This window comes from Pseudomonas frederiksbergensis (assembly GCF_000802155.2).
In the GTDB taxonomy this organism is placed as follows: Bacteria; Pseudomonadota; Gammaproteobacteria; order Pseudomonadales; family Pseudomonadaceae; genus Aquipseudomonas; species Aquipseudomonas frederiksbergensis_A.
Genome location: NZ_JQGJ02000011.1, coordinates 97887 through 114843, shown reverse-complemented (window position 1 = coordinate 114843; position 16957 = coordinate 97887). Strand labels below are relative to the sequence as shown.

General features: G+C 57.6%; 16 protein-coding genes and 1 pseudogene. 8 read left to right on the top strand and 9 right to left on the bottom strand.

Features of this window, described 5'->3' with window-relative positions; translation table 11 throughout:
* Positions 1–29: 29 nt before the first annotated feature.
* Together JZ00_RS30355 and JZ00_RS19955 are read right to left on the bottom strand one after the other, a co-directional pair.
* A pseudogene (locus tag JZ00_RS30355) lies at positions 30–319 on the bottom strand (type II toxin-antitoxin system RelE family toxin).
* A complete protein-coding gene (locus JZ00_RS19955) occupies positions 309–548 on the bottom strand; it encodes a type II toxin-antitoxin system RelB/DinJ family antitoxin (RefSeq protein ID WP_027911784.1) in 240 nt (79 codons plus the stop codon). The pseudogene JZ00_RS30355 and the gene JZ00_RS19955 overlap by 11 nt, the downstream one beginning before the upstream one ends.
* Positions 549–1187: 639 nt before the next feature.
* On the opposite strand from JZ00_RS19955, the gene JZ00_RS19950 reads away from it, so the two are divergent.
* The 3 genes from JZ00_RS19950 (at position 1188) to JZ00_RS19940 (ending at position 4619) form a co-directional block, all read left to right on the top strand.
* Entirely contained in the window at positions 1188–1466 is a 279-nt protein-coding gene (locus JZ00_RS19950; protein ID WP_039592676.1) for a DUF3077 domain-containing protein, read from the top strand.
* A gap of 217 nt (positions 1467–1683) precedes the next feature.
* Positions 1684–3291, top strand: coding sequence for a methyl-accepting chemotaxis protein (locus JZ00_RS19945; RefSeq protein WP_039592675.1), 1608 nt, complete (start codon positions 1684–1686; stop codon positions 3289–3291).
* Between the two features lie 251 nt (positions 3292–3542).
* A complete protein-coding gene (locus JZ00_RS19940) occupies positions 3543–4619 on the top strand; it encodes an ATP-binding protein (protein ID WP_235433104.1) in 1077 nt (358 codons plus the stop codon).
* A gap of 87 nt (positions 4620–4706) precedes the next feature.
* Here JZ00_RS19940 and JZ00_RS19935 read toward each other — a convergent pair whose 3' ends face one another.
* Positions 4707–5384, bottom strand: a complete 678-nt coding sequence (locus JZ00_RS19935) for an RES family NAD+ phosphorylase (protein ID WP_039592674.1) — start codon at positions 5382–5384, stop codon at positions 4707–4709.
* Entirely contained in the window at positions 5384–5794 is a 411-nt protein-coding gene (locus JZ00_RS19930) for an MbcA/ParS/Xre antitoxin family protein (RefSeq protein ID WP_039592673.1), read from the bottom strand. Before JZ00_RS19930 ends, JZ00_RS19935 begins: the two co-directional genes overlap by 1 nt.
* A 327-nt stretch (positions 5795–6121) precedes the next feature.
* On the opposite strand from JZ00_RS19930, the gene JZ00_RS19925 reads away from it, so the two are divergent.
* Entirely contained in the window at positions 6122–7045 is a 924-nt protein-coding gene (locus JZ00_RS19925) for a LysR family transcriptional regulator (protein WP_039592672.1), read from the top strand.
* Here JZ00_RS19925 and JZ00_RS19920 read toward each other — a convergent pair.
* Genes JZ00_RS19920 through JZ00_RS19905 form a run of 4 tightly spaced genes read right to left on the bottom strand, consistent with a single transcriptional unit; the run spans position 6962 to position 9165 of the window.
* Entirely contained in the window at positions 6962–7279 is a 318-nt protein-coding gene (locus JZ00_RS19920) for an AzlD domain-containing protein (RefSeq protein WP_039592671.1), read from the bottom strand. The two genes, JZ00_RS19925 and JZ00_RS19920, sit on opposite strands and share 84 nt — an antisense overlap.
* Positions 7258–7971, bottom strand: a complete 714-nt coding sequence (locus JZ00_RS19915; protein ID WP_039592670.1) for an AzlC family ABC transporter permease — start codon at positions 7969–7971, stop codon at positions 7258–7260. Before JZ00_RS19915 ends, JZ00_RS19920 begins: the two co-directional genes overlap by 22 nt.
* Complete coding sequence (locus JZ00_RS19910; RefSeq protein WP_196304736.1) at positions 7968–8405, bottom strand: GNAT family N-acetyltransferase; 438 nt, start codon at positions 8403–8405, stop codon at positions 7968–7970. The genes JZ00_RS19915 and JZ00_RS19910 overlap by 4 nt, the downstream gene beginning before the upstream one ends.
* Positions 8406–8418: 13 nt before the next feature.
* Entirely contained in the window at positions 8419–9165 is a 747-nt protein-coding gene (locus JZ00_RS19905) for a 2OG-Fe dioxygenase family protein (RefSeq protein ID WP_039592669.1), read from the bottom strand.
* Positions 9166–9563: 398 nt separating this feature from the next.
* Here JZ00_RS19905 and JZ00_RS19900 point away from each other — a divergent pair, with 398 nt between their 5' ends.
* From JZ00_RS19900 to JZ00_RS19890, 4 genes are read left to right on the top strand one after another with little or no spacing between them, the layout of a single operon-like run.
* Entirely contained in the window at positions 9564–10310 is a 747-nt protein-coding gene (locus JZ00_RS19900; RefSeq protein ID WP_039592668.1) for a DUF4123 domain-containing protein, read from the top strand.
* Positions 10310–10783, top strand: coding sequence for a hypothetical protein (locus tag JZ00_RS32030; RefSeq protein ID WP_412177687.1), 474 nt, complete (start codon positions 10310–10312; stop codon positions 10781–10783). The genes JZ00_RS19900 and JZ00_RS32030 overlap by 1 nt, the downstream gene beginning before the upstream one ends.
* Positions 10684–15006: an RHS repeat-associated core domain-containing protein gene (locus JZ00_RS19895; RefSeq protein WP_412177686.1), complete on the top strand. Its 4323-nt coding sequence runs from the start codon at positions 10684–10686 to the stop codon at positions 15004–15006. The genes JZ00_RS32030 and JZ00_RS19895 overlap by 100 nt, the downstream gene beginning before the upstream one ends.
* 3 nt (positions 15007–15009) lie before the next feature.
* Positions 15010–15402 (top strand): Imm50 family immunity protein, encoded by a 393-nt coding sequence (locus JZ00_RS19890; protein WP_039592667.1) that lies wholly within the window; start codon positions 15010–15012, stop codon positions 15400–15402.
* 100 nt (positions 15403–15502) lie between these two features.
* On the opposite strand, the gene JZ00_RS19885 is transcribed toward JZ00_RS19890, so the two are convergent.
* Positions 15503–16789, bottom strand: coding sequence for an OprD family porin (locus JZ00_RS19885; protein ID WP_039592666.1), 1287 nt, complete (start codon positions 16787–16789; stop codon positions 15503–15505).
* Positions 16790–16957: the final 168 nt, after the last annotated feature.

The following is a 16957-nucleotide window of genomic DNA, read 5'->3' as shown; positions in this document are numbered from 1 at the left end:
CGCGATGAGGCCATCAACCCACCGACAACTCAACCACCTAATCGCTCAGCCGCTTTCCGATAAACTTGATCCCGCTCACGCTTGTCGACAGCCACGACAAACACCACGATATCCTGATCAATCACCTGATAAACCAACCTATAACCGCTGCTCCGCAGCTTGATCTTGTAGCAATCAGACAAGGTATACAGTCGGTTTGCTTCGATGCGCGGATTGGCCAGGTCGTCGTGAGCTTCTTTTTGAGCTGCTCATGAACAGTATTCCCTAGCTTTTACCATTCCTTTAGCGCCCGTGCATCGAATTCGAGGTTATAGGTCATCTAGCGAAACCTTAACCCGCTGCGGGGCTGCGAGTCGCTCGCGCACCGTTGCGATCAAGGCTTCATCGTCCTCGGTCATCAGGACGGGCTTGAACGGCAACTGGCCGCGCTCCGCTACGTACTGCAGAGCTTGGCGCATCAGCTCAGAAGGGGTGACGCCGAGCTTTTCCAGCTCACGGTATGCACGCGCCTTGAGGTCGTCGTCGATACGAACGTTGATGGAAGCCATGAGATAGCCCTCGCTGTAATGACATTAGTCTTTACAGTGAAGAAAAAGCTTGAGGCCGGCAAGCCCCAGAAATCATTCACCTCCAATCCAGGGTTACAAATACTTTTATCGGGACGTTGGCGAGCTCTTCTAGCAACCTAAGAAGGCTGCCAAATACCCGCCAAGCCTAGGTTGACCCGGTCAGCATGCTCAAATCGTGCGGTTTTTTATGCGCTAAAACTATGGGATGTTTTTGGCGGATCCGCGCATACAATACGAATCCATCCCTCGCCAGCATCAGGCCACGATTGCACCCTACCCAATCGCCCGCTACTCTCCAACCGTCGCTGCCAATTCAGCGACCGGGCCTGAGAACCCGGGTAAGATGCAGGCGCTACAGCGCCGGAACCACGTTTTGCGGCGTTTTTTTATTTCCGCATTCCGTGCAATGGCGGCTGTGCGTGGGAGACCTTCGGGTCTGCCGGGTTCCTGTATCTCCGGTTTCTCAGCCTGCGCACAGCTGCCACCCATTCGCCTGAGAACGAACGTGGCAGCTCTCAATTGATATGGGAGTTCATCGATGCACGCCATGGATCTGCTGCAGTCTCGCTTTATCATTTTGCCAGCCACCCGCCGCCAATTGGCGAACGGAGGTGCGCAATGACCCACCCCAAAGACCTCAAAACCCCAGGCCTAACCCCCTTCTCCTACCACTCCGATCGCCCCCTATTCCGCGTCAACAGCGGCATCCCCATCGGCGAAGCTCTGTCCCATGCTTCCGACCTGCTACACGTTGCCAAGGTCTTGGCCGAAGAAGCGGCGATGATTCGCGGCACGGATCGGTATGCCTGGGCTTCGTATTATTTGCAGGACATGAGCAAAGCCGTCATCGATGACGTGGTGAAGGTGCTGGAGGCGCCGGGGAGTAATCCGGCTTAAGGACAACGGGCCCGATGCTGCTCGCTGAGCGGGGCAGCATTGGCCTGGGCAGATAAAAAGAGAGCTACGCAGTCCAGCGGGAGCAAGCTCCCTTGCCACGGGTTCATCTAATCATTCCTTCCGCCGATAGCCTCGAATAAGGGCTTTGCCTGTTCGAAGCCCCCGCTGGCACTCAACTACACTTCCCCAAATATCCCCGCTCCAGGAGCAGCAAGCGATGAAAATCCGCACCAAGGTTGTAGGTTCGGGGTTGGTCAGCCTGTTTTTTGCGCTGTTGCTGGGCGGGATTGGGCTTTGGGGTTATCACGCCATGACCGAGGCCTTGGCGCAGAACGAGACCAGCATTTCGGCCATGCGCAAGCACATGGAGGCAGACATGATGCACGACGCCATTCGTGGCGATGTGTTGGCTGCCTTGCTGGTGGCGCCAGGTGATGCCGAAGGCGCTAAGGAAGTGACCGAGGCGTTCGACGAGCATTCGCAACGGATGCGCAAGGTCATCGCCGAGAACGCCGAGGCCCGGTTGCCTGGGACGATTTCCCAGACCATCGCCGAGCTCAAGCCTCAGGCCGAGGCCTATATCGCCTCGGCAAAACAGGTCATCGCCAAGGCGTTGAGCGGCGCCCAGGATGGCCGGGCGTTGCGTACTGAATTCGATAAGGCATTTTCAGCCCTGGAGGAGCGCAACGAGGCGGTCAGTGAATTGATCGAGAACCAGGCGCGATCTTCTCGCGAGTTTCAAGATCACAGCATCCATACCTCCGAGCGCTGGCTGATCATCACCTTGCTGGCCACATGCGTGGCGTTGGCGTTGCTGTCGTGGAGTTTGCTCAAGGCTGTGCTCACGCCGCTGAATAAAATCATCCTCAACACCCAGGCCATTTCCCAAGGTGATCTGCAGCGCTCGATGGGTGCTCATGGGGATGATGAACTGGGGCAGTTGCAGGCGGTGATCGAGCAGATGCAGGCCAACCTGCGGCAGATGATCGCCACGATCCGCAGCCAGAGCGATGAGTTGCACGGCACGTCGCGAAACCTGGGCGATACGGCTCGCCAGATTGTGTCCAGCGCCGACCAGCAGGCCCAAAGCGCGACCAGCATGGCGGCGAGCATGGAGCAGATGATGGCAAACATCAGCCAGATTCATCAGCACGCCGACAGCGCGCGGACGATTTCGGCGCAATCAGAGCATCTGGCGAGCAGTGGAGGGCAGGTGATCCTTGGTGTGGTGGAAGGCATGAATCGGATCGCCGAGGTGGTCGCTCAGTCCTCCAGCAAAATCACTGCGCTGGATGCATCGTCCGAGGATATTCATTCCATCATCCAGGTGATCAAGAGCATCGCCGAACAAACCAATTTGCTGGCGCTCAACGCTGCCATCGAAGCCGCTCGCGCCGGTGAGGCAGGCCGCGGCTTTGCGGTGGTGGCCGATGAGGTACGCAACCTGGCGGCGCGGACCACGCAATCCACCCAGGAAATCACCGCGATGATCGAGCGCATCCAGTCCAGCGCCCGGGATGCGGTGGCGAACATGCAGGCCTGTGTCAGCCGAGTGGATGAAGGCGTGAACCTGGCTCAGCAGGCAGGGGTGTCCATCAGCGAGATTCGTACGGGGGCGCGTCATGCTGCGGAAGTGGTCGAGGAAATTTCCCAGACCATTGCCGAGCAATCAAAAGCCAGCGATGAGATGGCCCAGCGGGTGGAGTCGATTGCCGAGCAATCGCGGGAAAATACCCGCTCGATTCACGATTTGACGCATACAGCGGATCAGTTGAACGACGCGGCGGGATCGATGCAGGCTTCGGTGCAGCAGTTCAAGATTTGATCAATCAGGGCTGATCACTTCGTGGCGAGGGAGCCTGCTCCCGCTGGGCTGCAGCAGCCCTTCAGTTGCTTGATGGGCAATCTAATGTTTCGCTTCCAGCCTCCGCAAGATCTTAAGCTAAATTATGGCTCAGCAATAATTATGGCTAATCCATAAAACAGGATAATTGCATGAGCAGTATTTTCCAGCGTCCTGAACTGGCTGAAAGCATGGCCAACTAGCTTCTCAATCCAGGCGTACTTGACGAAGGTTTGCGTTCAGGTCTGTTTCTGTCCGGGCTACGCAGAACCGGCAAAACGACTTTTTTGCGAAGTGACCTGATCCCAGCCCTTGAAAAAGAAGGTGCGCTGGTCATTTATGTGGACCTCTGGAGCGATACCCTCGCCAATCCGGCCACCTTATTGCACGACGCCATTCGCAAGGTGCTGCAAGAATTACAGACGCCTGCCTCTGGCCTGCTTGAGAAGCTCAAGCGGGGCGGCGGGGTCGATATCGGTGCGGCAGGATTGAAGTTCGGGTTCAAACTTGAAGGCGTCGGTAATGTTGGGGGCACGACGCTCGCGCAAGCGTTCGCAGAAGTTGTCGATCAGGCCAAGACAGACTTGGTGTTTATCGTCGATGAGGTACAACATGCCATCGCCTGTGAAGACGGCAACCAGATGTTGCTCGCGCTGAAAGCCGCGCGTGACGCCATCAATCCTCGTCCCAATACCCCTGGCTACTTTCTGTTCATCGGCACAGGCTCTCACCGCGCACAGGTCAGCGAACTCACAGCAAAGCGAAACCAGGCTTTTTCCGGCGCTACCTCCACGGCATATCCCGTCTTGAAGGGCGATTATGTCGAGTATCTGTTGAACCGCCTGGCAATGACTGTAAGTCAGCACAAATTGCCTTCACTAAAAGTCGCAACGGAAGCTTTCGACACACTTGGCAACCGCCCGGAAGAAATGCTCAAGGCCCTTAGGCAAGTATTGCAACAAGAGGGTAAACCCGACCTGTTCTTGCCCGTCATCGCCAGTACGCTGCGTTCTGCTGCGGCCAATATAGAGCTTGAGAAGGTTGAGCAATTGGGCAGTCTGGCTCAAGCCATCTTCAATAAAATCGCCTCAGCGGCGGGGGATGCTCGTGGCATTTTTTCCGCTGACGCAGCAGGAGAATATTCAAAAGCCGTGGGTCGGGATGTTCGTATTGAAGAAATTCAACCGGTGGTAATTGCCTTGGTGGCCGAAAATATCATCATGCGTCGCGGACACGGGATTTACGCGATTACAGATCCGTTCGTTCAAGAAATATGGCTGGAAGAACAAGCGTTGATCGCGGCAAGTTGACACAAGACGGGGGCTGCTACGCAGCCCAGCGGGAGCAAGCTCCCTCGCCACGGGGTATTCGCCGTGTAAGGTGTGTTGCGGATTCGCTCAAACCTGGCTCACCTCGAACACGAACGAAATCTCCCGCTTCTGGGCGCTCCAGACATAACGGATGTGCTTGCCCTGCACCGGAATCGACACCGCCGGCGGCCGGAACGCGGCGACGCATTCGTGGCCCGGCAGGCGGACGCTGTTATACAGCAGCCCCCAGGACAAGGTTTCCCGCAGCTCCCGGGCAAATACCTGGGACGGGCCATAGGCCGTGGGGTCTGGATTATGCAGGTGCGGATAATCGTGGCGGATGTCGTGCAAGGGTTTGACGACCTGATTGATATAAGTCCGCATGGTCAATTCCAGATCCGGTTCGTTGGTGGCCCCCAGGAACCGAGCCTGGTGGTAGCACGTCTCGGCAATGGCCGCTTCCTGGCTGCTGGCAGCGTAATAGACCCCGAAGGTGCCATCGCTGAAACGGCTGCTTTTGCCGATGTGGGTAAAAGCCGCCATCACGGGCGACGAACCAGGACCGGAGACGCGATCTTCCGGACGAACCCTGGTCAGCACGCCCGCTTCTTCCATGAGCCGGTCATTGGTCAAAGCCTCCAGGGCATAGGCGGTGGCCAGGTCTTCTGGGTCGAGGACATCTTCAAACAGCGTGATCGGCGGGAAGCTGCTGTTGACGATCCGATAGGCCCGTTTCCATTGCGGGTCCGCCAGGGGCGGCGTCATCAACCGCGCACTCCGTCGAGGTATCGCCGCACATCGGCAATATCCACCACCCGTCCGGCCAGCATGTATGAAAGCGCCGACTGGCCATTGAAAGGCGCGGCGGCATTGGGGCTGCTGACCCATTGATACGCACGGTCACGGTTGTTGCTGAAGATGATGCTCAACGCTTTATGAATACCCATGAGGTATGAAATGCGTTCGAGGGTGTCACGCGGCAACCGTACGTTGTCGGGCAACTGCTTGTACTTGTAAAAGGTCGTGTTCCCTACTTTGCCCAACAAAGTGCGCTGCTGCTCGACACTGCAGCCCCACAGCTCCATAAGATTGAAGAAGAACTTCAACGCGACTCGACCCGCATCCGGGGAGTCCAATTGTTGCTGTGCACCGAGGGTGATTGATGAAGTCGCCATGTGATTTCAGGCTCCTTTGCTAAGGATTGACGCCTAAAGAATAGTACAGATACGGATAGAAATTAATATTTAATTCAAAAACGAACAATCTTGACCTTCATACAGCCTGGTAACCGCGACGATATGCCGTGTGAATTGAATCGTCCGACACGCCGACCCAGCAAAAAACCAGAATCCCGCATAAGCTCCAGTCATCGCCTGCTGGAGCTTTTCGCCACAAAATCGCGACAAGCGTGGCAAGGTGCTTGATGATAGCCAGCATCGCACCGCCAGACCCGGCCGAGTGCACAATAATAGCGAGCCCACTAAAGCAGAGGGCATTACCTCATGGATAGCAGAACCTTACGTAATCTCATGCGCATCATGCAGACCGGCTCGTTGTCGGCCGCGGCGGAACAGTCGTGCCTTACGGTGCAGGCGCTGGCAGCGCAATTGAACAAGGTTGAGGAACAGTTCGGGTTTCGGTTGTTTCGGCGCTCGAACAAGGGCCTGACGTTGACGAGCCAAGGCTCTGAATTGACGCCTTTCATGGACCAAGTCCTGGTGGCCACTCGGCAACTGGAAGAAAAGGTCGCGGCGCTCAAGGCACCCAGGCAACGAAGCCTTAAAGTGGCGCTCAACACGACGCTGCCGACAGATTTCAATCGACGCATGATCGATCGCCTGATCGCGGTGTTCCCTCAGTACCAGCTTGAGTTCAGTTACGCAGAGTCGATGGAGAACCTGAGCAAGCTCAAGAACGAGCATTTCGACCTGGCGATCCTCATCGGGCAACAAAGCGGCTTCACCAGTATCCCGATGCCGGACGTGCAAGTGCAGGTAGTCGGTGCCCATTGCGGTAACCAGGATGACTCCCTTGGCTTGCTCGTCGACAAGTTCCAGGTCCGCCCTGCTGACGAATGCCCCTATTCCCACAGCTTCCTGCGTTTTCTCGACGCGGGTCTCGGCGAATACGGACCCAGCCAGCGAATGGTGTACTCCTGCAGCGAAACGCTGACCTTGTCGCTGATCACCCAGCTCGACGGCCTGGGACTGGTGTCCAGGGACGCGGCGATGCGAAACGGCCTGGCGATCTTTCCGGATTTCGAGGATTTCCTGGAAGTTCGCCTGGCGGTGAACAATCCCGAGCTCAGCGACCAGGCGCTGCACGATGTGGTGGATATGACGCTACAGGAACGAACCGAGCGCGATATACGACGCCGTGCCCACCGCCACACTGAGAAACAGGTTGCGGCTGAAATACGCACATAGCAGTGTCGGAATCGCCGCGTAGAACTCTGGGCGGTCGATCTGTATCTGTTGGTCCTTGATCAACAACGGCGTCAGGCTGATGGCGGCGACAATCGCTACCGGCAAGTATTCCAGCGCGCGGGCGACGAAGGGAGGCCAGTTTTCCGTATTCACCTGCAGCGGCAAGGCCCGAGGCAGAAAGGTCACGGCCATCATCAACACAACGACGAGGATCAGGAACGTTTGGTCAGGCATACGCCTACCCCGCAGCCAACGAACGTGGCGATGAACACATTGAATGGCGAACTGACCAACAGGCTGAGCACGCCCATGCAGGCGACCGCGGCCAAGGCCGCGATCAGTTTATTGCGCGTATTGCACAGTGAAACCAGCACGTAGAGCATCATGGCCGTCAGGGCGTAATCAAGTTGATACTTGATCAGGTGCGCTGCGTACTGCGCGCAGACGGCCCCCAACAAGCCGCCAAGTACCCACGACGCATGGCAAAACAGGTTGAAGCCAATCAGGTAGCGCAGGCTGACCGGCGCCCCGCTGCCCAGCTTGACGCTGTGAAAGGCAAACGACTCGTCGGTGAGCCCCGCCGCGTAGCACCAACGCTCGAAACGACTGAGTCCCAACGCCCGCAATGCCTTGGCCATATAGACGGACATGAGCATGTGGCGCGCATTGATCAGGAACGTGGTGAGCACGATCGTGGTCAACGACGCACCGCTGGAAATCAGTGCCAGCGCGGCAAATTGCGAGGCACCTGCGTAGACGAACAGGCACATCGCAACCGGTAGCCACAAGGGCAGCCCGGCATTCACCGCCATCAGACCGAACACAAACGAAACCGTGAAATAACCCGCTACTACCGGACTGGCTTCAGCAAAGGTTCGCGAGGCTTGTGGTTCGACCGCCAGCGGCTGGCTGGAAGTCTTGTTCATAGATCCCTCTCGAAAGTGATTTCACCTCGGGGCTCGCAGAACCCCTGGGCAGCCCAGAAACGCTTGCCAGCCAGATTGCTATCGTCGACGAACAAGAACATACGCAGTACGCCCACGCGTTTCATGTCCGCCGATGCCGCTTCGACCAAGCGCTGACCCAGGCCTTGGGTGCGATGCCTCGGGCTGACGGCCAGGTGATTGATCGTCCCTCGAGTGCCCAGCATGCCGCCAATGACCGCGCCGACGACTTCCCCCATGGCATCGAAAGCCATGTAGGCCGTGGTGGTTTCCTGCAACAACACGCCGCGCAAGAATCGCGCATCCTGCCACTCGCAGAACGAGACCTCGGTAAAACCGCGGAAAAACTGCTCCAGCCGCTCGGCATCCCTGACCATGGCTCGGCGCAACAGGACTTGTTGCACCGGATCGTCCATGGGTTCGAGCTGTTCAGCGAACAATGTCAAAAGCGGTCCCGGGCCGCGAGAAGGAGATCGCCAGGATCTGCCTGAACGCCATCTCGTGGCTGTGGACGTTGCGCGCTGGGGTCACATAGTGGCGCATGTCACGATCGAGGAAGAATGTCGTATCGAGGATATCCTCGTAGGTGGTTGCCGCCAGTTGCTCTTCCTGGGCGCTATAGAGACGACTTTCTGCGCCGCAAACATTATTGCGGCCCCAGAAATGGACGCCGCTGAACGGATAGCCGTCGCAATGGATGCCTTCCGGGGTGATTTCCAGCTGCTTGCCCGGCTTGATCTCGATGCGGATCTGATGGATCTGGCATTGCCAGACTTCATCATGCAGTTCCTGCGGCAAGACGTTCTTGTACACCTCGAAGTCTGTGTCGATCAGGCTGCGCATCACCGGGGAATTGATCACTTCGTTGGAGAAATCCTGGAAGTGCCGCTCCAATCCGCCGACGTAACTGTTGTTGGCCTTGGACTGGACATAGGCCCGGTGTTCGAGCTGCTTGAGCTCGCGAGTCGTGGGGTTGTATTCGAAGTCGCTGTAGCGGCGAAAACGCATGCCTGACTCGGCCTGGCCGTAATAACTGTCGGGCTCCATGTTTTCCCAGCTTTTGGTCAGCCGGACAAAATCGCCGAAATGACCGTAGAGATTGAAGTCTCCACCGCGGACGTTGACGTATTTGTCACGTCTTAGCGCTTCGCCCACTTCCCTGTTCAGAACGATCATTTTTCATAGGTCTCCGCTGCATTGAGCGGACTAATCTATTAGGTGCAGGATTTGCGTCCATGAAAAAGTATTTGAAGCATTTCAAGTGGCGTTTGAAACGGTGCAAAACGTTTCATTAGTCCGATTTTTTTGCACGGAAAGACGTATTTGCGACGTCATTTTTACAACGGGTGGCTACGAATTCTGCTTTTCCAACGCGCAAGAAACGGCGCAGCAGCGCGCAATTTGTTGAGCACTTTTTATCCAACCCTACCGCATCATCCGCTTTCAGACACCCGCCTCCCCGCTTCAACACGCCGGCTCATGGGCCTTCACTAAACCTGGCTCATTCCTTGATAGATGTGCGGCCCTCATCGGGGCAGATCCCCGAATGCACATCTTTCGGCAAGGAGAGCCCCATGGCGGCACCCACGTTTACGCCCCTCGACCCCAGGACATGGCTGGCGCAACAGCCGATACGGGAAAACGCGCATCTGTACCTGATCATCAGTGCCGCGAGCGAGGCCGATGCACTGCAAGCCCTCCGCACCTCGGTTCCAGTCCATCCGTTGCTACCCATCTGGAGCGAAACGCCCTACGCCGCTTGGCAACCGGTCATGCCCTACGTGACCAAGCTCGACCCCGGCTCGGCATTCCTGTCCTGGATTGCCGAAACCGACAGCCTCGACTGGGGCTGGCTCGCCGTTTCGCGGTGTGATCAAGAAGAGGTGTTGGCGCACCTGCGCAGCCTGACGCAAGTGAAGATGCCGGACGGTCGCGAAGTCTTTTTTCGGTTTTGGGATGGGCGATTCTTTCATTCGATCCTTGAAGGCCTCGGTGATGCCGCCGGGGATATGTTGCCGGTGTTCGAGCGTTATTTGATCAACGGAAAGTCCTTGGATATCGGTCCGACGAAGGTGCCGGCGGTGAAGGATTGGCCGTGGTGGGAAATGCCGAAGCATCTGCTCGATGCGCTGTCGGAGCAGAACCCTTCGGCACGGGTGGAAAATCTGATGCAGTGGCTTGAAGAAGAGCACTTGGATCTTTTTACCGCTTGGCCCGAAAGCAATCTGAAGTTGAAAGTCAGCCGCTGCGTACGCCATGCAACGAATCAGGAAAAAGTTCATGAAATCCTGCTGAACGAGCTGGCTCGGGAGCAATGTTGATGTCAGCGAAGGATCATGTTGCCTTCGTCGATGAGGAGCTTGCGACATTCAAGGACAGTTTGAAGCGCTATCAAGAGCAGACCCAAACCTGGTATGCGCAGCGGGCCGATGACTTCAGCCGACTTCGTGATCTGCCGTCTCTCATGGGTATGGAGCGCATCGTCAAGGTCGGTGACAGTCAAAAAACTGTGGCAGTGAGTGATAGCGACTTCAACTCGAATGTAACCAGATGCCCGCTGAAGGGGCCTTTGCTGATCGAGAGCAAATTCGAGTCGGTCTATGACATCCCGATCGGCAATATCGACGTTGAAATCGTCGACGTGGACAGTGGGGCCATCAGCAAAGTCAGGCTCGACGCCCAAGGAAAGGCCAGTTGGACCGCGGTGTACCCGGCAAGTATTACCAGGTACGCGTGCACAGCAAAGTCACGCCCGACCAGATCGATGCGTTGTTCGGCACCTACGACGGGCTGACAGGCGAGCTGGAAACATTCCTGCGCAATAAATGGGAAGGCCCGGCGGGGTACAGGCAGCAGTGGTCGAGCCTGTCCTTATCCGGTATGGCCATAGCGGTGGGCAGTGGCATTCTCGAAGGTGGATGGGAAGCCATCAAGGGTGTGTGGGACGGCATCAGCCTGGTGCTGGACATGCTGAAAAATCCGGCGAAGTTCATGGATGAGCTGGGCGAAGGGGCCGATCGGCTCATCGAAGTCGCCAGACAAACACCCGAGGTCATGAAAAAGGCCATGCTGCTGGCCAGCGACGAGGCTGCGCTCTTCCTGATGATGCGCTGTGCGCTGATCTGGTTGGCAAGTCTGCCGCCGATGCAGGTGGCCGGCGATGCCGCAAGGATGACCACCGCCGCGGTCATGGGAATCGTGATCGACATCGTGCTGGCAATCGTTCTTACAGTGGTTGCCGAGGGTACCGGCGTTATTTATCTCGCGGCACGGGTGAAAAAATACGGGGAAATCCTCCTTGATGCAGTGACCGGTTTCGTACAGTCCGTGTTCGCCGTCATCAATGGCTTCATGGGGTACGTCGCCCAGTACATTCCCGTGGCGGTGCGGGGCACGGCGGCGCCCATGAAAAAAGGCGCGGTCGAGCTGCGCATCGACGGCAAGAGGAACGCCAGGCTCGTCGCGGGCAAGACGGTTGACGATGCTTCAACGCAGGCGACCACGCCGACCGGCAAGAGCGCCGAGCCCGTCGCCCATACCTGTACCGACAAATGCCCGGTCTCGATGGTGACCGGCGAAGAATTGTTGACGCTCGACGATGGCCAACTCGACGGCCTGTTGCCGTTCGAGTGGACTCGCCTGTATCGAACCAGCGCAGTGGAAATCGACTGCGGCCTGGGTTACGGCTGGAGCCACGCGCTCGCCCATCGGCTTGACATCACCGGTGAAGAAGTCGTTTGGACCGATCACGAAAATCGATCCATCCGCTTCCCGCGCCCGACCAAGCAGCGCCCAACGATTACCAACAGTCTGTCCTGTGCAGCTATTTACCTGGGCAATGCTCCCAACGAGCTGATCGTGGCTCAAGCAGGCCAACGGCCCTCGTTCTATCACTTTCATCTGCGCAACGATGGCGCAACCTTGGAGACCATCAGCGACAGTTATGGCAACCGGCTGCGCGTCACCCGCGACGTTCTTGGGCAGATCAAGCGCCTGGACAACGGTGCCGGGAGAGGGTTGCTCTTCCGCTACAACGGCAGTCGCATCGTCGCGGTCGATTACCAACAGTTCAATGCGCAGAACACGCTGGAACGGTGCTGGACGACCGTCCAGACGTTGGTCACCTACCATTATGACGCCCAGCATCGTCTGGTCGAGGCGACCAACGCCAGCGGCGAGACGGAGCGTTATCGGTACGACGAGCAACACGTCATCGTCGAACGACAGCTAGCCGGTGGCGCCAGTTTTTTCTGGGAATGGGAAAACGAGGGGAAACAGGTCCGTTGCGTTCGTCACTGGGCCAGTTTCGCGCAAATGCACGCCCGTTATACCTGGGACGACAAGGGCAGCGTCACCGTTACCCATGGCGACGGCAGTGAGGAGGTCTATACCCACGACGACAAGGCCCGGCTCATCAGCAAGACCGATCCGGACGGCGCGCAACATCGCAAGGCCTATAACGAAAAGGGCCAGCTGATCGCCGAGCAAGACCCGCTGGGCGCCGTGACCGAATACCGCTACGACGAGGACGGCTTGCTGACAGCCGTCATTGCGCCGGATGAAGAAGCGGTGATTTACGAGCATGTGAACGGGTTCGTAAGCGACGTCCATCGCGGCAAAGCCAGTTGGAAATACCGCCGCAATCGGCAAGGCGACATAACCCGACAGGTCGATCCTGACGGAAACATCACGTACTACCACTACAGCGACCAGGGGCGCCTGAGGCTCATCAGCCACCCCGACGGTAGCGCTCATTCATTGAGCTGGAACACGCTTGGTCAATTAGTGGAAGAAACCCTGCCCGATGGCAGCCAGCGGTGTTTTTCCTACGATGCCCTGGGGCGTTTGCTGACCCGCCAGGACGAATACGGCGCCATCACCCACTACCAATGGGACGCCGTGGGCCGCTTGCTGCAAACCACCTTGCCCAGCGGCGCGACCCGCGCCTGGAGCTACAACGCCTACGGCAAGGTCATCGCCGAGCGGGACGAACTGGGGCGTATCACCCGCTACGAATACGCCGACGACCTGCACCTGATCAGCCGCCGCCTCAACCCCGACGGCAGCGAGCTGAAATATCGCTACGACTCGGCGCGGCTGTTGCTGACGGACATCGAGAACGAATCCGGCGAAAAATATCATCTGGACTACACGCCCAACGGACTGATCCGACAGGAAACCGGCTTCGACGGCCAGCGCACCGGCTATGCCTACGACCTCAACGGCCACCTGCTGGAAAAGACCGAGTTCGGCGCCGACGGCAGCCAACTGATCACTGCCTATCAGCGCGACAGCGCCGGGCGCCTGCTGCGCAAGACCCTGCCGGACGGCACAGCAGTCGATTACCGCTACGACGCCCTCGGCCGTTTGGTCAGCGTCGACGACGGCCATTGGCCGCTGGCCTACGAATACGACGCCCAGGACCGCCTCGTCGCCGAACACCAAGGCTGGGCCACCCTGCGTTATCGCTACGACAGCGTTGGTCGCTTGATCCACTGCCGCCTGCCCGACCGCAGCACCCTCGACTACCGCCACGCCCGCGGCGGCGCGCTGATCGCCATCGACCTCAACGGCACCTGCCTGACCGAGCATCGTTTCAAGGGCGGCCGCGAAACCCAACGCCAGCAAGGCCTGCTGCTCAGCGACTACCGCTACGACGAACAGGGCCGCCTCAAGGCCCAGACCGTCTGGCAAACCCAGCAGCACCAACTGTTCTGGCGCGATTACTCCTACAGCGCCAACGGCAACCTCGCCGCGCTTTCCGACAATCGAAACCGCCGCAGCTACCAGTACGACGCGCAAGATCGCCTGGTCCGCATCGACTATGCCCACAGCCAAGGCCCCGAACGCTTTGCCCATGACCCGGCCGGCAACCTGTTGCTGCGAGACCGTCCCGGCCCGACCACCCTCAAGGCCAATCGCCTGCTCATGGAGGGCGACCGCCACTACGACTACGACGCCTACGGCAACCTCATCCGCGAACGCCGCGGCAAAGCCCAATGCCTCGTCACCCACTACCGCTACGACAGCCAACACCGCCTCATCGGTATCACCAGCCCGGACGGCAGCGAAACGTCCTACCGCTACGACGCCTTCGGCCGACGCATCGAAAAGACCGTGGCGGACCAGACCACGGAATTTATCTGGCAAGGCGACCAAGTCATCGCCGAAAGCAGCGATCGCTACTACCAAAGCTACGTCTACGAACCCGGCACCTTCCGCCCCCTCGCCCTGCTCGAAGGCAAAGGCCCGGACAACGCCACGCCGTTCCACTACCACAACGACCACCTCGGCACGCCCCAGGAACTGACCAGCCACCAGGGCGAAATCGTCTGGGCCGCGCGCTACAACGGCTATGGCAAACTCACCGAACTGCGCCACGGCGACGGCAAACGCCTGGAACAACCGCTGCGCTTCCAAGGCCAATACCACGACCGGGAAAGCGGCCTGCACTACAACCGGCACCGGTACTACAATCCGGAGACGGGGCGGTATCTGACGCTGGATCCGAGCAAGCTCAAGGGCGGGCTCAACGGGTATCGGTACACCCTGAACCCGACGGGGTGGGTGGATCCGTTGGGGTTGGTGGATTGTCCGGGGAATAAAAATAAACCCATTGAACGCGAGCAAAAAAGCGAGCCTCCGCCACCCCAACCTTCTCGCCACGGCGCATTTAGGCATGCAAAATCGGACGCGGGCATACCAAAGTCCCAGCAACCGGACCCTGTATACGACGCCACCACCGGAAAAACACAACAATATAGCTATGCAAGGATGACGGACAAATCCGGTGAAAGAATTTTAACCACCGAAGGAACACCAATTTTGACTCGAGAATATCAATTTACTCGCCCCGACGGTTCTAAAATAATAATCCAAGATCACTCAGCCGGACATCAGTATCATCAACCACAAAATCGAGGCGACCAGGAAGCTCACTTTAATTTGCGCCCTATTGAAAATAGAAGAACAGGAAAAGTTCACAACGCAAAAGATCACTATTACTTTAAGGAGTGAGGAATGATTTCCTGGAACAACCTCGAAGGCAGCATTTTCTTTAATAAAGTCTTTTCTTACGCCGTACCCATCGGACAAATTGAATTATTTTCATTGGCCATAGATAACAGCGCACCTACCATCATCTTGGAATTTGACATTGCAGAATATCCCGACGTTCCACCGCCGAAATGGAAGCAATCAGGGTACAACACGTGCCGCATAGGCCTAAACTGCAGCGCCCCCAAAAATCTAAAAATTGTAAATATCCCAACAGAAAACAAACTAACCCTTCAGATAACCCAGCAGCGAGATGGATATGCTATCCAAGCCTCCAATGCCACCTCACTCATAGAATTTGAAGCCAAACACTTACTACTATGTGGGCCCTCAGCCTATAAAAACGAAATACTATGAGTTACCTTACCCCTCTAAAAACTCTCGATGATTTGGATCAACATGCCCCCCGATCCGAAGACCGGGGGGAACAATCAAACATGTATCACGTTAACAGCCATCAAAAAACATCAATCGGATAATCCACAAACACCCGCAGTTCATTACCGCTGACGTTGTACTCGCTGGACTTCTGCGACACGCGCAGGAACGAGCTACGCAAGCGCACGCTCAAATCCTTGGCCGGGCCGCCCTGGACGACGTATTTGAACTGGTTGAAGATTTCGCGCTCGGTGCCGCCTTCGCTGGTGGAGGTGGTGATGTTATCGCCACGCACATAGGCCACGTTATAGGTCAGGCCCGGGACGCCGAAGGTGGTGAAGTCCAGGCCGTAGCCCAGCTGCCAGCTGCGTTCGTCTTCGGCGTTGAAGTCCGACCAGTAGGAGTTGGCCAGATAGATGGTATTGCCGCCATCACCCACACGGTTCTGGTCACGCTGATAGCCGCCATAGGCGTAGCCGAGGTTGCTGTCGCCGGTACTGCGCTGGTGGGCAAGGGTGAAGCTGTGCGGACCGGTGGCAAAGGTCGCCGCCAGGCTCCAGATCTTGTTGTCGTCGCCGGTGACGTTGTTTTCCCGCACGTAACTGTTATCCAGCTTGGTGCGATAGCCGTTGAAGTCCAGGGTCAGGGATTGGTCCTTGGCCAGCGGGAACACGTAGTTGGCGTTCACGTACTGCTTCTTCAGCACGTCCTCGACGTCAGAGGCGTAGAGCGCAGCCTTGAACTGTTCTGTGAACTGATAGCTGCCGCCCAGGACGTTGATCGACTTCAAGCCACCGCTGTCACGGCCTTCGGCGCTTTTACGCGACTCGGCGGTGAAACGACCGGCGTTCAGTTCAAGGCCTTTGATCTCCTTGGAGGTGATCAGCGTGCCGGTGTAGCTTTCCGGCAGCAGGCGCCCGTTGTCATAACTCAATACGGGCAGGGCCGGCATCTGGTCGCCGTAGGCCAGCACGGTGTTGGAAACGCGGAACTTCACCGCGGCACCAAACTTGGCCAGGTCATCGGCCGCGTTGCCGCTGTCGCCTTTCTTGAAGAAATCGATGCCTTGCGCACCCGTGCGTCCTTTACCGCCGTCCAGACGCAGCGCGTACAAGCCGAATGCATCCACTCCCACGCCCACCGTGCCTTGGGTGAAGCCGGACGAGAACGTACCGATGGCCGCCTGGCCCCATTCGGCCTTGTCCTCGTTACCGTCCTTGTAGTCACGGCTGATGTAGGCGTTGCGCAACAGCACCTTCAAGCTGCTGTCTTCAACGAAGCCCTTGGACTCAGCCTGGTCGTTGGCCATGGCTTGTGTGGTGCTCAATATCCCCAGTGCGATCAAACTAATGCGCTTGTTCAACATGATTATTTTCCTTGTACGGGTTGATTCGCACTGCAACCGGCAACCGGAATGGCGCTTTTGCGCTCTTTATTCGGACTCTTGCTCCTGGAAATAATGAAAAGGCCCGCCCACGGTTCATCGTGTCGGGCCTTTTTATTATTTAAGAGTCATGGCTGTTGGCCACAGGCG

What these genes read in the sequence shown, in the direction of transcription:
- JZ00_RS19955 (WP_027911784.1), bottom strand. Translation starts at nt 548, where the DNA reads ATGGCTTCCATCAACGTTCGTATCGACGACGACCTCAAGGCGCGTGCA.
- JZ00_RS19950 (WP_039592676.1), top strand. Translation starts at nt 1,188, where the DNA reads ATGACCCACCCCAAAGACCTCAAAACCCCAGGCCTAACCCCCTTCTCC.
- JZ00_RS19945 (WP_039592675.1), top strand. Translation starts at nt 1,684, where the DNA reads ATGAAAATCCGCACCAAGGTTGTAGGTTCGGGGTTGGTCAGCCTGTTT.
- JZ00_RS19935 (WP_039592674.1), bottom strand. Translation starts at nt 5,384, where the DNA reads ATGACGCCGCCCCTGGCGGACCCGCAATGGAAACGGGCCTATCGGATC.
- JZ00_RS19930 (WP_039592673.1), bottom strand. Translation starts at nt 5,794, where the DNA reads ATGGCGACTTCATCAATCACCCTCGGTGCACAGCAACAATTGGACTCC.
- JZ00_RS19925 (WP_039592672.1), top strand. Translation starts at nt 6,122, where the DNA reads ATGGATAGCAGAACCTTACGTAATCTCATGCGCATCATGCAGACCGGC.
- JZ00_RS19920 (WP_039592671.1), bottom strand. Translation starts at nt 7,279, where the DNA reads ATGCCTGACCAAACGTTCCTGATCCTCGTCGTTGTGTTGATGATGGCC.
- JZ00_RS19915 (WP_039592670.1), bottom strand. Translation starts at nt 7,971, where the DNA reads ATGAACAAGACTTCCAGCCAGCCGCTGGCGGTCGAACCACAAGCCTCG.
- JZ00_RS19910 (WP_196304736.1), bottom strand. Translation starts at nt 8,405, where the DNA reads ATGGACGATCCGGTGCAACAAGTCCTGTTGCGCCGAGCCATGGTCAGG.
- JZ00_RS19905 (WP_039592669.1), bottom strand. Translation starts at nt 9,165, where the DNA reads ATGATCGTTCTGAACAGGGAAGTGGGCGAAGCGCTAAGACGTGACAAA.
- JZ00_RS19900 (WP_039592668.1), top strand. Translation starts at nt 9,564, where the DNA reads ATGGCGGCACCCACGTTTACGCCCCTCGACCCCAGGACATGGCTGGCG.
- JZ00_RS32030 (WP_412177687.1), top strand. Translation starts at nt 10,310, where the DNA reads ATGTCAGCGAAGGATCATGTTGCCTTCGTCGATGAGGAGCTTGCGACA.
- JZ00_RS19890 (WP_039592667.1), top strand. Translation starts at nt 15,010, where the DNA reads ATGATTTCCTGGAACAACCTCGAAGGCAGCATTTTCTTTAATAAAGTC.
- JZ00_RS19885 (WP_039592666.1), bottom strand. Translation starts at nt 16,789, where the DNA reads ATGTTGAACAAGCGCATTAGTTTGATCGCACTGGGGATATTGAGCACC.